Raw genomic sequence first — 14216 nt, 5'->3', positions numbered from 1 at the left:
CGGCCCGCACGTAAATGTATCCTTCCTGAGCACCCACCGCATAGGCTGCAATCATGATGCCTTCGATCATCTTGTGGGGATCTCCCTCCATGATGCTCCGGTCCATAAATGCACCCGGGTCTCCCTCGTCTCCGTTGCATACGACATAGCGGATTTTCTCTTCCTGTCCGGCTACTTGGGACCACTTATACCCTGTCGGGAAACCTCCGCCTCCCCGCCCTCTTAAGTTCGACTCAGATATTTCGCTGATCACCTCTTCCGGCTTCATGTCAAACAGTGCTTTTTCCAGAGCCTCGTATCCGCCGATGGACAAATATTCCTCTATGTGTTCTGCGTCAATATGCCCGCAGTTTTTCAGCACGATTCTCGTCTGTTTTTTATAGAAGGGAATCTCTTCCTGTCTCTGATATTCAATTCCATCCCTCTTGAATAACAGATGCCTGATCGGTTCCCCCTTTTCGATCGTCCTGTGAAAAATTTCCTCACAGTCTTCCAGCTTCACCTTCGTATATAGGATTCCCTGAGGCTCGATCCTCATCAAAGGACCCATCTCGCAGAAGCCATGGCATCCGCTTTTTTTAATTCCAATCTCACCGTCTCCGTGTGCAATCTCCGGTCCGAAATGGACTTCTACGTCTGGATGTTCCCCCACTAACTCACACATCCTGTCATAGATGGCACCGGACCCTCCGGAAAGACAGCCTGTACCTGCACAGATCAGGACCCGGCACTTACTTTTGTTCATCTGCTCCCTGGAAGTCTGACGGATCTGTCCGAGAGCTTCTCTGTTTTCAATCTTTTTCATCATCTAAGCTCCTCTCAGTTCTCGAATCAGTTCAGCGGCAGCATCCGGGGTCATCGCCGGATAGACTTTGTCATTGACGGTGAGGACCGGTGCAAGACCGCAGGCGCCGAGACAGGAAACGGTCTCCAGCGTGAACATCATATCATCCGTAGTCGCTTTCTCCTCTGAGAGCCCCAGTTCACTGTAAAGACGTTCCAGAATGGAGACCGATTTGCGGACATGACAGGCTGTTCCGTTGCAGACTTTAATGATATATTTTCCTTTTGGCTCAAAAGAAAAATTTTCATAAAAGGTCGCAACACTGTACGCCTTGGCTTCGTCAATGGACAGCTTTGATGCCACATAACTTAAAAGCTCCGGCGGAAGATAGCGGTATTCTGCCTGAATATCCTGGATGATCGGGATCAAAGCAGCCTGCGTAAGCCCGTGAGATGCTATGATCTCATCTGTTTTGTCATAGTAGGCCTGGTTTAACATGAGATACCTCCTTTACGTTGTGCATTTTGGTTAAATTTTTATCAATCACCGTTAATTATATGTCAATTTTGACTGATTATCAATAAAATAAGTATAAAACTTTTCACCAAACCGCAGAAAGTCCCACAGTGATAAAAGACAGCAGTCTTTTTCACTGTGGGACTTTCTTTCATTATTTTTTACATCGCCAGTTTAAATATTTCTACAATATCTTCTGTATTTAAGCGGCGCACCCAGCCGATGCTTCCGTCCTCATGGACAACGCGTACTCGTTTCGCCATGCGCTCCATCACTTCTTCATCTAAATCCTCAACTCCGGGAACATCCCTTAATTTTGTCGGAACTCCAAGGCTTAAGAAAAACAATTCTAAACGGTCGATGGCTTCCAGTACAGTTCTCTCCGGATCGCCATAGTCCATAGACACTCCCATAACACGAGTTGCCCATTTTATAAATTTGTCCATATTGTCTTTGTACACATATTTCATCCATGCAGGAGTAATCACCGCAAGCCCTGCTCCGTGAGTTACGCTCTGGTATTCACCGGATAACTCATGCTCGATGAAATGGGATGCCCAGTCGCCGGTTCTTCCCATGCCGGTCAGACCATTGTGCGAAAGGGTCGATGCCACCATGATGCTGGCTCTTGCCTCGTAATTTTCCGGATCTTTCATGAGAATCCGTCCGCAGTCCATACATGTGTGGAAAATAGCCTCACATAAATAGTCCGTCAGTATGTCATTCTCCTTTTCAGGAGTAAAATATCTCTCAAAGGAGTGAGACATGATGTCAATGATACCACATGCCGTCTGGAATGGAGGCAGAGTCATTGTAAGTTCCGGATTTTCAATGGCAAATCTGGCACGGTTGATGTCATTGTCACAGAACCGTTTTAAGTTTTCGTCTGCTTTTGTAATAACACAGCTGTTAGACGCCTCACTTCCTGTGGCGGCAATGGTAAGAATGACACCTAGAGGAGTACTCTTTGTCGGCACATCATGAGGTACCCCGTCTTCTTCGATAAAGAAATCCCAGACGTCTCCTTCATAAGGAAGACCCATGGCAATCGCCTTTGTAGAATCGATAACGCTTCCTCCGCCGATGGCCAGAAGAAAATCGACGCCCTCTTTCTTACAGAGTTCGATCCCCTCATAAACCTTTGACAAATGAGGGTTCGGGACAACTCCTCCGAGTTCCACTACCTTCAATCCGTCTGCTTTTAACATATCGATCACTTTGTCGACAAATCCGTTTTGTTTTACAAATCCGCTGTCGTGATGTACCAGCACGGTTGTTCCGCCGTATTCTTTGATCCATTTTCCCGTTTCTTTTTCTGCATCTCTTCCCACAACCAGTCTGGTAGGGCTTAAAAATGTAAAATCATTCATTTGAATCTCCTTCCGTTTCCGTCTTAATTATTCCATATTTGCGTGACGTGCAAACAATTCCTTGTCACCCTGTTTTGTGATCCTCATCAAATCCATGACGATAGCGTCATATGTGATCCATGTCAATTCTTCAAAAGAAGACCCGGAAGACTGGACGCTGCCTTTTCCCTGGCCTGCACATTTTTCTGTCACTCCCGGAATGCGGATGGCCGCATCTGCCATAGAACCTATCTTATTTTCTGGGAACATTGTGACAGTCGCAACCTTTGCTCCCTGAGCCTTTGCAGTCTTGGCATTGGAAACTAAGCTGGCTGTATTCCCTGAGCCTGAACCGACAATCAGCAGGTCACCTTCCTGGATACTAGGAGTCGTAGGCTCCCCGACAAAATAAACCTGAAATCCCAAATGCATCAGCCGGTTAGAGAACCCTCTGGCAGCAAAGCCGGACCGCCCTGCTCCGCCTACGAAGATCCTTTTTGCGTTCATAATCAGATCTTCTACCTTTAACACGTCTTCATTCTGGATTTCTTTTGCGTTTTCCATTAATTCGTTTAAAATGGAAAAAACATTTTTGCACTCGCTCATATTCTTTCTTCCTCCTTGATTATAATAATGCATCTTGAATTGCTTTTGCTTCTGCAACCGGATCATCCGCATGACCGATAGCAGATCCAACGATCACGATATCTGGTTTTAATTCTACATATTTGCCGATAGTCTTACTGTTGATTCCTCCTGCTACGGCAATCTGAGATTTCTTTGCATTTGCTGTCATAACTTCCAGATCCTGAATAGGTTCTCTTCCCGCTGCCTGCTGGTCGGCTCCGGTGTGCACAGCCAGGATATCCACTCCGATCTCTTCCATTTTTGCGATCCTTGCCGGAAGGTCTTCCACACAAATCATATCTACGACCAGTTTTCTTTCATAATCTCTGGCAGCTTTTAAGGCTCCTTCTATTGTCAAATTATCAGAAACTCCCAAAATGGTAGCATAGGCAGCCCCTGCCTCATAGGCATAGCTTGCTTCTAAATATCCTCCGTCCATGATCTTTAAATCCGCCAGGATCTCCTTATCCGGGAAGAAACGGTGAAATTCACGCACTCCCCTCATTCCTTCGTCCATAACAAAAGGTGTTCCCACTTCAATAATGTCAACATGTTCCGCAACCTTGTCGGCAAAACGCAGGGCGTCCACAAGATTCATTTCATCCAATGCCAGCTGTAATTTCATTCTTTTTTCCTCCTAAAATTTATTTATTTGTTTTTTGGGCTGCATACTCGTTATAATATTTTAAAATTTTATTATAAATTCTGCTTCCGGCTTCGATTCCGGTATAGTGTGAAACTGCTTTTTCAATTCCGTTTTCACTGATATATGCCTGAATCTGGGCAGCCTGCTCATCCCCGTCCATGTCATATAAGAATGCTGCCGCGATTCCCTTCAGGATCAGGTCATTTGCAAGTCCGTACTCTTCACATTGAACAGCCGGTTTCACCATACGGTCTTCCGGATCCAGCTTCCGGATCGGAGCTTTAGCGATCCGCTCAACAGTATCTTTGACACCTGGTGTAGACCAGCGTCCGATGGTAGCGTCAATATAATCAACCATATCTTCATGTGCAAAACCATGTTTTTTCTCGATAAATGCGCTGGCCTGAAGCATAATGTCTCTCGTCAGTTGTTTGTTTTCCGGCACCATAAAGTAGTCCTGAATAATATCATAACCCATCTGGCGGGCGATGTAAGCTGACATCGTATGTCCGCCATTGACAACACAAAGTTTTCTTTCTAAATACTTATCGAGGTTGTCAGCATATTCTGCATCTTTGATCGGCTCGGCATCCGGGTCCACCAGCTGCTCTTTTTCAATGACAAGTTCAAATGTATTGCCCACATCAATTCCGTCCCTTCCGTCACGGTCAGCTGCAAACACCATACGGTCCACTGCTGTGCTCGGGATTCCGGCGATCTTATCCAGTTCCTCCTCTGTGAGAATCCCTGTCTTTAACAGTTCTTTCTTTAACATAACCCCGCAGTAAAAAGCATTCTCACATGGGATTACATTGACCCTTTCTTTTCCTGCGTCTAATCTGGCTTTTAATCCAGCTGCCAGGTTGTTTGCGATCTTTGGAAAATTGTCTGCGATGACTGCTGTTGTCACCAGATCGGCGTCTGTAATCGCCTGTGTCACTTCTTCCGGCTGCGTAATCGGAGATAATGCAGAGACTTTATCGATCTCTTTTCTTCTGTAATCTTCCTGGATTACATACAGGTAATAATTGTGATACTGATTCATCTCAGCATTTAATTTTTCATTTACATCGACAAACGTAATCTCATATCCTGTATTATGTAATAAGTCTGCTATAAATCCTCTGCCGATTTTTCCTGCTCCAAAATGTACCGCTTTCATAAAAATCTCCTTTTCTACAAATCATAATGTTAAAGGTGTGTTGTTTGCCTATGATCTTATTATAGAAAGCTTGTTTTGGAAAATCCATCTGTTCCAGTTCTGTTTTTTTCAATTTTATTTTGACAAAATTATCACTGTGGCACAGACACAAAAAAAAACGGGCATTCTGTTCGGAATGTCCGTTTTTTGTATTATACAGCCAGCAGTTCCGCCAGATACTGTTTAAACTGATATCCGAACCACTGTCTGACTCCTTTCTCATCTGCTCTGTGGATCATTTCCTGGATATCCCTGTCCTCGATCACACTTTCCAGCATACGATTTAAAATATTTTTTTCATATTCCGACGCCTGATCCGGATAAACGGCATAAATGACATCCGTGTACTTTTCTCCGTTGGACAAATATTGATCGTCATGATAGTGAGCAGCAAAAAGCTTCGGTTCCGGCATTCGGGCAAGGACTGCTTCGTAATAGACCATGTCCGTTACCGGAATATAGTAGGACTGCTGTTTCTTCATTTTTTCTTCTGTTTCCGGCAGGGAACACAGGCTTTCTTCCGATAATATCCGCAGAAGGTTGTTTTTTAAATCTTTTTCCCTTGTCTCAACGATCCTGAATTGTCTGATAACTCTCAAGCCTGTATCCATGAGCAGGCGCAGTGTTTCAAGCGATTCTATATTATCCCTGGATTCCAGCTGGCGGCGTTCCTGTTCCCGGACCGTTATCTTGCGCATCGTTTTATATTTGTGGCGTTTGATCGCTTCATGGATCTGTTCCAATTCATTACTGCTTAAAAGCGGCGATACTTTCAGATAATTCCGTTTATCAATATAGAGAGGAATTGTGGATAAGATCAGATCATACTCGTCCAGATTTTCCTGACCGAACCCGACCAGCGATACCTCTTTGCTCACGCATATTTCCGGAATTTCCTGTTCTACCCGGTGGGCGAGCATTTTGGAAGAGCCCATGCCGCCGGAACAGACGACGAGAATCCGGAATGAACGCTTCATGACTTTATCCAGAGACACTGCAAAATAAAGTACCAGATAGCCGATCTCATCATCGGGGAAGAAATCATCCTGAAAAATCCTGTCTGCACCTTCCCGGATAATCCCGAACAGTTCTTCATAGTCTTTTTTCACATCCTCGATCAGCGGATTAGAAATACACATACCGCTTCGGATTCTTGTCAAAGCCCTCTCTATATGAACATACAGGCTTTCTTTTAATTCTTTGTCCCGGATCAGCTGAAGCCCCATACGGTCTTCCACATATTCAATGAATGTATGGATTTTAGAATCCAGAATACGGTTTTTGACCGTATAGACGCTTGATGTATCCTGGATCATTCCCATATGAAGCACCCATTTTATATACTGTTCTTCCTCCTGGCTCAGCAGAATATGAAATTCCTCTTCCAGCTCTCTTTTCACCTGCCGGGTAACCCTCTGTTCTTCTCCTTTAAAATTCTCAGTCTCAAACACTTTCTCATAGGGCTGTCCCTTTTGATGACAGCCGATCATCATGGCGATCAGCAGTATATATTCCAAGTACTCCCGGTCTTTGATCATAGCCGGCAGTTCACACTGATCCCGTATGATATTTTTCATTCTAAGGTAACATGCCGACATCACATCGAGATATCCGTACTCTTCCATCCTCTTTGTAAACGGATTCGACACATCCCCTTCTCTCCTCAGCCATTGATAGAGAGTGGCTTCATCTGCATGATTCAGAAGAATATTGATCATCAGCGCATTCTTCTCGATCTCACTGCCTGTGAGCAGGATTCCCTCCCCCTTTTTCTGGATCAGGTGAAGATCGTACACACCTAACTGCTCCTTTACCTTTTTCAGGTCATTTCGCACTGTGGGCACGGATGTATGATGGTCAATGGCCAGTGCTTCTGTTTTTATGTAATCATCCTGCTGAAGAAGATATAATAAAATAAAATCAATTCGTTCTCTGGGATCTACAATATAAATCTGTTTTTCCATCCCCAGAGAAATGCGCAGAGATTTCATGTCCTCTAAGCTTCCCACTGCGGCCATGCCTTTCTTGCTGACTGTATTAAGCTGTACTCCGTATTCCCTCATAATCTCTGTGACTTCCGGAATCTCACGGTATACCGTGCGGTCAGACACATTGATCTGCTTCGCGATTTCACCGATCGTCACATAACCTTTACTGTTCAGAATCACTTCTATTATTTCTTTAATCCGATTCGACATCTGCATCGTTCTCACCTCAAAAACATTTTAACACATCCTATTCAAAGATCACATCTATATCATGATCAAAACAAAAAGCATCAAATTCTTCCGGCAGCGGCCGGTCGGTGATCAATACGTCGATCTCCGCCAGATCAAATACTTTTATATAATATTTACAGTTTATTTTTGTGTGGTCTGCCAGCAAAATGGTTTTTTTAGCCTGCTGATGATATACCCTGGTGATCTCCGCATCTTCTAAATATAAGTTTGTCAGTCCCTGTGAAACATCCAGACCGCCCATCGACATAAAACAGATGTCTGCATAGCGGGACCTCACATAATTGCAGGCATCTGCACCGTAGACTGCATCATTGAAAATATCGTATTTTCCGCATACGACTTCTACATTTATGTTTGATGATTTTGCCAGTTCCTTGGCCGCGGCAAAGCCATGCGTCATGACATTTAACTTTTTATCCCGGTTGATATATTGAGCCAGATAAAAACAGGAACTGCTGGCATCCATAAAAACAGAGTCACCATTTTGGACAAACTGTGACGCAAGCCTCGCGATATATTTTTTCTCCTGTATATTTTCATCGTGCCGGAATGCCTGTGGGTATTGGGTCTGCTGCCTGCTTACATAAGAAGCGCCGCCCCGGTTTCTCTTCAGCAGACCCTTCTTTTCTAACAGCGTCAAGTCCCTGCGAATTGTCGGCTCACTGACATACAAAAGTTTTGTCAGTTCTTTGACCGAAATGTAATTTTTCTCTTTTACTAACTGGATAATTTTCCTTTCACGGTCTTCAAAACTCATAAGATTCCTCCCTTTGTTATCAATTATATGCGAAAATTTGATCGTTTTCAATCATAAGACGAGCACTTTTAGTTTCGAACTTCATTTTTTCAATCAAACCTTGATAATTTCCGAAAATATTATAGAATAACATCATATCTTTGAAAAATAAATAGAAAGGAATCAAATAGATGAAAATTGACGGAATTATTTTTGATATTGATGGAACACTGTGGGACGTAAGAGATGAGATTGCTCTGGCGCTTACCAGGGAAGCCCACAATCAGGGTCATCCTGAAATAAACTTTACATCTAAAAATCTCACCTCTGTATTCGGGATTCCGCCAAAGGAAGTGGCTGATCTGTTTATGTCTCACCTTCCTCCAAAAGAACGGTACAAACTCATGGAGGACTGTGGAAATCACCAGATAAAACTTGTCGAATCCCTGAACACCGACCGGACTTATCCGGGAGTAAAAGATACAATTAAAAAACTTGCACAGCAGTATCCCCTGTTTATCGTAAGCAACTGCCCCAGCGGTTATGTCCGTGCGTTTATGAGAAGAAACAAACTCTCTCCCTGGATCATGGACTATGAAGAACAGGGTCGTACCGGATTATCAAAAGGAGAAAACATAAAACTTGTCATGGAGCGCAGCCGGCTGAAGTCTCCCATATATATCGGGGATACAAAGGGAGATGCCGAAAGTGCGAAAAAAGCCGGGATCTCTTTTGTATGGGCATCTTATGGCTTTGGCCATGTGGATAACCCAGAATACTCCATTGACGATTTCAGAGAATTACACAGATTACTGGAACAATAAAAAGTTCTTTTCTCATTTTTTTAAAATTAGGGGTTGTAAACAATTTTTAATGAACTTATGCTTAAATTAAGGATATCCTTTATCACATAAACCAATGGATGAAAGGAGAAATTATGACAACTCAGCAAGACATGAAAGAACTTGAAGCGATCATCAACAAAGACTATGGCAATACAGCAGGCATCGTCGTATTAAAGGACGGTGAAATGCAGTATGAGCAGTACTTTAACGGCTGTACCGCCGAAAGCCGCGTTCATATATATTCTGTTACAAAGAGCATTGTCTCTATTTTGATCGGAATCGCCATGGACAAAGGCTTCATCACAGACATTGACCAGAAGGTTTTAGATTTTTTCCCTGAATACGTCCCAAAACAGAGAGAAAAAACCATACAGAATATCACACTGAAACATTTGCTGACGATGACAGCCCCGTACAAATACAAAATTGCCCCCTACGTCAAATACTTCACCAGCGATGACATGGTAACGTTTACGCTTGATTTACTGGGAGGCAGGGGAAAACCAGGCCAATTCAGATATGCTCCTTTGATCGGACCGGATCTTTTGACAGGTATTTTAAAACAAGCTGCCGGCCAGTCTGTATTTGAATTTGCCCGGGAAAATTTATTCATACCGCTTAAAATTACCGCGGAGCGCAGCATCGTATTTCATTCCAAGGAAGAACAGCTGGCATTTAACAAAGCCACGGATATCAGCGGCTGGGTCTCTGACCCGTCCGGTACAAACACAGGAGGCTGGGGCCTTACCCTCTCGGCTGCGGATATGGCAAAACTGGGTCAGTTATATCTAAATGGCGGACTGTGGAACGGAAAACCTATTGTTTCAGCAGAATGGATCAGCGAGAGCACGAAAGAGCACAGCCGCTGGATTAAGGAGAACCTTGCTTACGGGTATTTATGGTGGCTCCACGAAGAAGGCTTTGCAGCAATGGGAGACGGTGGAAATGTAATCTACGTCAACATGAAGAAAAACCTGACCGTAGCCATCGCTTCCCTGTTTAAACCCAGAGCGAAGGATCGAATAGACTTTATTCAGAACTATATAGAACCGAAATTTCAGTAAAATTTATTTCTAAACATTCAAAAACAGCCTGCCCATGGAATTTTTGTTGAATTTCCATGAGCAGGCTTCCCGTTATAAATTATTCCCGATACCCTGAGATCAGATCCGCAAATCTCTTGGCCGTCAGATGCGGCCTTGTGATAGCACTTCCGACAACCACTGCATGTGCCCCCAGATACAGGCATTTCACTGCTTCTTCCGGAGTATTGATATGCCCTTCCATCATCATATACACATCGCTGCCAAGATCCCGGCACATCTTTGCAAATGCCCTCATATCCTGGGTTTCAAAATGCTTTGTTGCCTCCGTATATCCAAACAGAGTAGGCGCCACAATATCGACACCCAAGTCGGCCGCTCTTTTGGCCTCGTCATAGTTGGAGACATCGGCAAAGATCATGGCCTCAGGGATTTCCCTTTTCACATCCGCTACAAGTTCCCATGCACGGCGGCCTTCTTTTGTCATTCGGTCCGTACAGTCCATGGCAATGATCTCTGCTCCCGCTTCCCAGACCTGCTTTGCGGCCTCCAGAGTCGGAGTGATAAAAACCTCTTCATCACCTCTCCTGATCTTATATAAACCGATCACCGGCAGATCCACTGCTTTTTTAATGGCTCTGATCTGCTCCGGAGAATTGGCCCGGATTCCGACTGCCCCTGCCCACTGTGCGGCCTCTGCCATCTTGACTACCATATCATCTGTGTAGATCGGATCTTCAGGCACTACCTGGCAGGATACGATTAAACCTTTCATAGAATCCAGTATTTTTCTCTTTTCTGCATCTGTTGTGTTCATGATTCCATCTCCTTTTATGTCTATGTTGCCCTGTACGTCTTTTCTGTCTTTTATCATAACATAAAATACACCATTTGACACCTGATCTGTCCTGTACATCATAAAATTACGCCGCCATCTACATCATCAGTATATGAAAGATCAAAATCAAGGTAATCAACAATGATATCAGCAGAATGATACGGCAGAATTCTTTCATGGCCTTCATTTTTTCTTCCGGTTTTTCCTTTTTCATCATTCAAACCCACATATTCTTTCTGCCACCGGTGCCTTTCCCCGAATAATCCGGTATGCGGCCAGAGGAATTCCAATGCATACAGCCGCAGATAACAAGACAGCTGCCAAAACCGGAACGGCCGGAATTTGAAATGGAATGTTCATGTAATTCATCGTCTGATAGTACTGATAAGTGATAAAAAGGCCAGCCGTTGCCGTCAGTGCCAGAGAAGTTCCCGCAAACAGCAGCCCCTCCCTGACCAGAAGCTTTTTCACCTGTTTTTCGGTCATTCCCACACTTTCCATGACAGCCAGAGACACCTTCCGGTTCTGGATATTTCCAAACACCGTATTGATATAATTCATCAGTCCGATCAATGCAAGAATAAGGGCAATTCCCACACCGACTCCGGTCATATTTCCCTGGGCCTTTTTGATATCCTTCATGCTGTCGATCCTGGATTCATAGGACACATCTTTAGCATAAGGGCTTTGACTCAGTTTTTTTCTGATTCTGCCTTCTGTTTCATCATCATATTCTTTTGTATACCGGATATTCAGTTTTGAAATATACGGATTCATGACGTGCTTCTTCATAAATGATTCACTGACAATAACAACTGGTGCCTTTCCTGAAGTTCTGCCATAATAACTGTCGTCGGTCATGCCTGCAATTCTTAGCTGGAACTTTTTGTTTTTATTTTCTGACAGATAAAATTTTACCCTTGCTTTTTTATCGATCTGACCGGAAAGATCCATGCCCGGCCCATAGATAATACAAATCTTACCGCTTTCAAAAAGTTCCTGATCTACCGGTTGTATGAGACTCTCATTTAAGTGCTCAAATTCCTCTTTATCAATTCCCTGCATGACAGAATAATATTTCTCCGGATGCTTTTTATAATCGCTGACATCGTCTTTATAAGGCGTATACATCCACTTCTCATAAAACTCTCTCATCCACACATCTGAGAATTCCGGTTCCCATGGGACAATGATCTTTGAACAGCGCAGCGGGTGCACTTCCCGGATATCTTTGCTCTTTTTCAATTCTTTTATCAAAGATGGTTTAAGTATCTGTTTCCATTTTTCATCTTCCTCTTTCATCAGAGTATCATTGCTGACTACTAAATCCGTGTCCATATAGTTTGACATGATCGTTCTGGCTCCGTGACTTTGGATGATCGTGATCAAACATAAAAACATCGACAGACTGGCAGCAAGGGAGAGGACTGCAATTCCTGTTTTTTTCTTGTCCTTACAAAACTGATCTGCGGCCATTCTCCACAGGAGACTTCCATTTCTTGTTTTATGCGTTTTCTTCCCTGCCGATGTAAGACGGTAATTGAGCGCCTCCACAGGTGTAACAGAAACCGCCTTCTTCATTGGCTTTCTGCCTCCGAAATAAACGGTCAGCCCCGTAATAAAAATTGTAATGAAAAAGACTGCCGGATGAAATGTGACAGGGATTGCGCTTTCCCTGATGCCGAGCGTCCGCACAATCTTCGGGATCAGCAGAAAGGATGTTAAAAAACCGAGCAGGATTCCTCCGCCCACCCCGGCTGTTCCTATCATCGTTATCTGAGTTTTCATCAATAGACGAATCTGCCTTGAGGACATTCCCACGGTCTGCATCAGCCCATAGTAACGGATATTTCCTGAAACGGACAGGTACAAAATATTATAGATCAGCAGATAGGCACTCAGGCAGGTGACCAGGACCAGACCGGCCATTCCCGCAAAGATACCTGCCGATTTCTCCGTTTCTCCTGTAAATTGAAAATTCTGCCGCTTATTCAGATGTATACTCTCCTGAAACTTCGTCCTCTGATCTTCTGTCAGTATTTTATTTTTAAATTTTACATACAGCACACCCATTTGATTCAGCTGATATCCGGTCTTGTTATAAAATGATTCTGATACATAAAACAGCTCCTGCTCACCGTATCCTTCCCATATTCCGGAAATAAGAAAGTTTTTCGTGTGAGTACCGTTCTGGTCTGTATAAGTCAGATCAAAGGTATCTCCAACATCCAGATTTTCTTTCCCGCAGTCTTTCAGGGCTGCTTTCGTGACCATCAGTTCATTTTCCTTTTTCGGATAGTAGCCTCTTACCCGCTTTCTGGCAGGCTTCATCATGACACTCCAATTCGTCTCATCACACCAGATCAGTCCGGTATGAAGTGTATCGTCTGCGTCTGTTTTCACTGCGGCGCCTGCATATGCTCCTGCTCCTGCCACTCTGACATCCTGATTATTTTTGCACTGTTTCAGCTGCTGCTCTGAATAACCGCCGTGCAGGACTGCATCAAAATCTGCGCCGTGTAAATGAATATTCTGCACCTGCTGCATTTTAAAATAGGTGCTTCCGACCGTAAACACACTGAACAGCATGAAGGAAGACAGTAAAACTGCGACGATCATCACGGCAAATTTAGGCTTGTTTCTTTTCATCGAAGACACGGCCATCTTTGTAATGATCTTCCGGTTATTATTTTCCAGCATACGCATCACTTCCTCTCACGATCCGTCCGTCCTCGATGTGAACGATGCGGTCTGAAAGCTGTGCAATATCCTGATCATGGGTAATCAGAACAACGGTTTGTTTAAACCGACCCGCTACCGCTTTTAAAAGCCCCAGCACATCATGGCTGGAAGCAGTATCCAGATTCCCCGTAGGTTCATCCGCCAGGATCATCGAAGGTTTCGATGCAATGGCTCTGGCAATGGCCGCCCTCTGCTGCTGTCCTCCGGACAGGGTATTAGGCAGCGCCTCTTTTTTCTCCTGCAGTTTCAAAAGATCCAGGATCTCATCAATGAATTCTCTGTCCACACAATCTCCATCCAGTTCAATGGGCAGGGTTACATTTTCATACAGATTTAAATCCGGGACAAGATTGTAATTCTGAAATATGAATCCGATTTTTCTCCTGCGGAAGACCGCGAGCTGTTCCCTGTTCATTTTAGCAAGATTCTTTCCGTCTATATACACCTCACCTTCGGTCGGCACATCCAGCCCTCCGATCATATGAAGGAGCGTACTCTTCCCGCTTCCCGATTTACCGATAATGGATACAAACTCCTGATCTTTCACCCTGAAGTCTACCCCGTCCAGTGCTTTCACAACGTTCGTCCCCAGCTGATAATATTTTTTCAATGCCCGTGTCTCTACTATATATGATTCCATAGATTGATC

14 protein-coding genes are annotated in these 14216 nt (G+C 44.0%); 2 read left to right on the top strand and 12 right to left on the bottom strand.

Going from position 1 to position 14216, the window contains the following annotated elements:
* The 8 genes from QVP35_RS15100 to QVP35_RS15065 form a co-directional block, all read right to left on the bottom strand.
* A partial coding sequence (locus QVP35_RS15100; protein WP_288187960.1) for a (2Fe-2S) ferredoxin domain-containing protein occupies window positions 1-808 on the bottom strand: 808 nt, incomplete at its 3' end.
* Entirely contained in the window at window positions 809-1282 is a 474-nt protein-coding gene (locus tag QVP35_RS15095; protein ID WP_009289728.1) for a complex I 24 kDa subunit family protein, read from the bottom strand.
* A gap of 179 nt (window positions 1283-1461) precedes the next feature.
* Window positions 1462-2670, bottom strand: coding sequence for an iron-containing alcohol dehydrogenase (locus tag QVP35_RS15090; RefSeq protein ID WP_006567087.1), 1209 nt, complete (start codon window positions 2668-2670; stop codon window positions 1462-1464).
* Between the two features lie 27 nt (window positions 2671-2697).
* Window positions 2698-3255 (bottom strand): 6-phospho-3-hexuloisomerase, encoded by a 558-nt coding sequence (gene hxlB, locus QVP35_RS15085; protein WP_009289729.1) that lies wholly within the window; start codon window positions 3253-3255, stop codon window positions 2698-2700.
* Window positions 3256-3274: 19 nt separating this feature from the next.
* Window positions 3275-3901, bottom strand: a complete 627-nt coding sequence (gene hxlA / locus QVP35_RS15080; RefSeq protein ID WP_006567089.1) for a 3-hexulose-6-phosphate synthase — start codon at window positions 3899-3901, stop codon at window positions 3275-3277.
* A 19-nt stretch (window positions 3902-3920) separates the two neighbouring features.
* Window positions 3921-5084, bottom strand: a complete 1164-nt coding sequence (locus QVP35_RS15075) for a 3-hydroxyacyl-CoA dehydrogenase NAD-binding domain-containing protein (protein ID WP_009289730.1) — start codon at window positions 5082-5084, stop codon at window positions 3921-3923.
* 191 nt (window positions 5085-5275) lie between these two features.
* On the bottom strand, window positions 5276-7327 hold the full coding sequence (locus QVP35_RS15070; protein WP_006567091.1) for a BglG family transcription antiterminator: 2052 nt from the start codon (window positions 7325-7327) through the stop codon (window positions 5276-5278).
* A 31-nt stretch (window positions 7328-7358) separates the two neighbouring features.
* Complete coding sequence (locus QVP35_RS15065) at window positions 7359-8120, bottom strand: DeoR/GlpR family DNA-binding transcription regulator (protein WP_006567092.1); 762 nt, start codon at window positions 8118-8120, stop codon at window positions 7359-7361.
* Between the two features lie 170 nt (window positions 8121-8290).
* On the opposite strand from QVP35_RS15065, the gene QVP35_RS15060 reads away from it, so the two are divergent.
* Together QVP35_RS15060 and QVP35_RS15055 are read left to right on the top strand one after the other, a co-directional pair.
* Entirely contained in the window at window positions 8291-8923 is a 633-nt protein-coding gene (locus QVP35_RS15060; protein WP_009289731.1) for an HAD family hydrolase, read from the top strand.
* 113 nt (window positions 8924-9036) lie between these two features.
* Window positions 9037-10008 carry a serine hydrolase domain-containing protein gene (locus QVP35_RS15055; protein WP_009289732.1) on the top strand — a complete coding sequence of 324 codons (972 nt, stop codon included), beginning with the start codon at window positions 9037-9039 and terminating at the stop codon, window positions 10006-10008.
* A gap of 79 nt (window positions 10009-10087) precedes the next feature.
* Here QVP35_RS15055 and QVP35_RS15050 read toward each other — a convergent pair whose 3' ends face one another.
* The 4 genes from QVP35_RS15050 to QVP35_RS15035 all read right to left on the bottom strand — a co-directional run bounded on the left by QVP35_RS15050 (window position 10088) and on the right by QVP35_RS15035 (window position 14207).
* The gene (locus QVP35_RS15050) at window positions 10088-10804 is read right to left on the bottom strand and encodes an N-acetylmannosamine-6-phosphate 2-epimerase (RefSeq protein WP_039930423.1); all 717 of its coding nucleotides are present in this window, start codon (window positions 10802-10804) and stop codon (window positions 10088-10090) included.
* Window positions 10805-10902: 98 nt separating this feature from the next.
* Window positions 10903-11052 (bottom strand): hypothetical protein, encoded by a 150-nt coding sequence (locus QVP35_RS15045; protein WP_225103676.1) that lies wholly within the window; start codon window positions 11050-11052, stop codon window positions 10903-10905.
* On the bottom strand, window positions 11039-13525 hold the full coding sequence (locus QVP35_RS15040; protein WP_009289733.1) for an ABC transporter permease: 2487 nt from the start codon (window positions 13523-13525) through the stop codon (window positions 11039-11041). Before QVP35_RS15040 ends, QVP35_RS15045 begins: the two co-directional genes overlap by 14 nt.
* Window positions 13512-14207 carry an ABC transporter ATP-binding protein gene (locus QVP35_RS15035; protein ID WP_009289734.1) on the bottom strand — a complete coding sequence of 232 codons (696 nt, stop codon included), beginning with the start codon at window positions 14205-14207 and terminating at the stop codon, window positions 13512-13514. The genes QVP35_RS15040 and QVP35_RS15035 overlap by 14 nt, the downstream gene beginning before the upstream one ends.
* Between the last annotated feature and the right edge of the window lie 9 nt (window positions 14208-14216).

The sequence above is a fragment of the Anaerostipes sp. CAG:276 genome, from assembly GCF_000432215.1.
GTDB lineage: Bacteria > Bacillota > Clostridia > Lachnospirales > Lachnospiraceae > Anaerostipes > Anaerostipes caccae.
The sequence above is the reverse complement of the archived record's forward strand: the minus strand, read 5'-3'. Positions and strand labels throughout refer to the sequence as shown.

Bases quoted from the DNA above. Each gene is read 5' to 3' on its own strand.
- QVP35_RS15095 (WP_009289728.1), bottom strand. From the start codon at position 1,282: ATGTTAAACCAGGCCTACTATGACAAAACAGATGAGATCATAGCATCT.
- QVP35_RS15090 (WP_006567087.1), bottom strand. From the start codon at position 2,670: ATGAATGATTTTACATTTTTAAGCCCTACCAGACTGGTTGTGGGAAGA.
- hxlB (WP_009289729.1), bottom strand. From the start codon at position 3,255: ATGAGCGAGTGCAAAAATGTTTTTTCCATTTTAAACGAATTAATGGAA.
- hxlA (WP_006567089.1), bottom strand. From the start codon at position 3,901: ATGAAATTACAGCTGGCATTGGATGAAATGAATCTTGTGGACGCCCTG.
- QVP35_RS15075 (WP_009289730.1), bottom strand. From the start codon at position 5,084: ATGAAAGCGGTACATTTTGGAGCAGGAAAAATCGGCAGAGGATTTATA.
- QVP35_RS15070 (WP_006567091.1), bottom strand. From the start codon at position 7,327: ATGCAGATGTCGAATCGGATTAAAGAAATAATAGAAGTGATTCTGAAC.
- QVP35_RS15065 (WP_006567092.1), bottom strand. From the start codon at position 8,120: ATGAGTTTTGAAGACCGTGAAAGGAAAATTATCCAGTTAGTAAAAGAG.
- QVP35_RS15060 (WP_009289731.1), top strand. From the start codon at position 8,291: ATGAAAATTGACGGAATTATTTTTGATATTGATGGAACACTGTGGGAC.
- QVP35_RS15055 (WP_009289732.1), top strand. From the start codon at position 9,037: ATGACAACTCAGCAAGACATGAAAGAACTTGAAGCGATCATCAACAAA.
- QVP35_RS15050 (WP_039930423.1), bottom strand. From the start codon at position 10,804: ATGAACACAACAGATGCAGAAAAGAGAAAAATACTGGATTCTATGAAA.
- QVP35_RS15040 (WP_009289733.1), bottom strand. From the start codon at position 13,525: ATGCTGGAAAATAATAACCGGAAGATCATTACAAAGATGGCCGTGTCT.
- QVP35_RS15035 (WP_009289734.1), bottom strand. From the start codon at position 14,207: ATGGAATCATATATAGTAGAGACACGGGCATTGAAAAAATATTATCAG.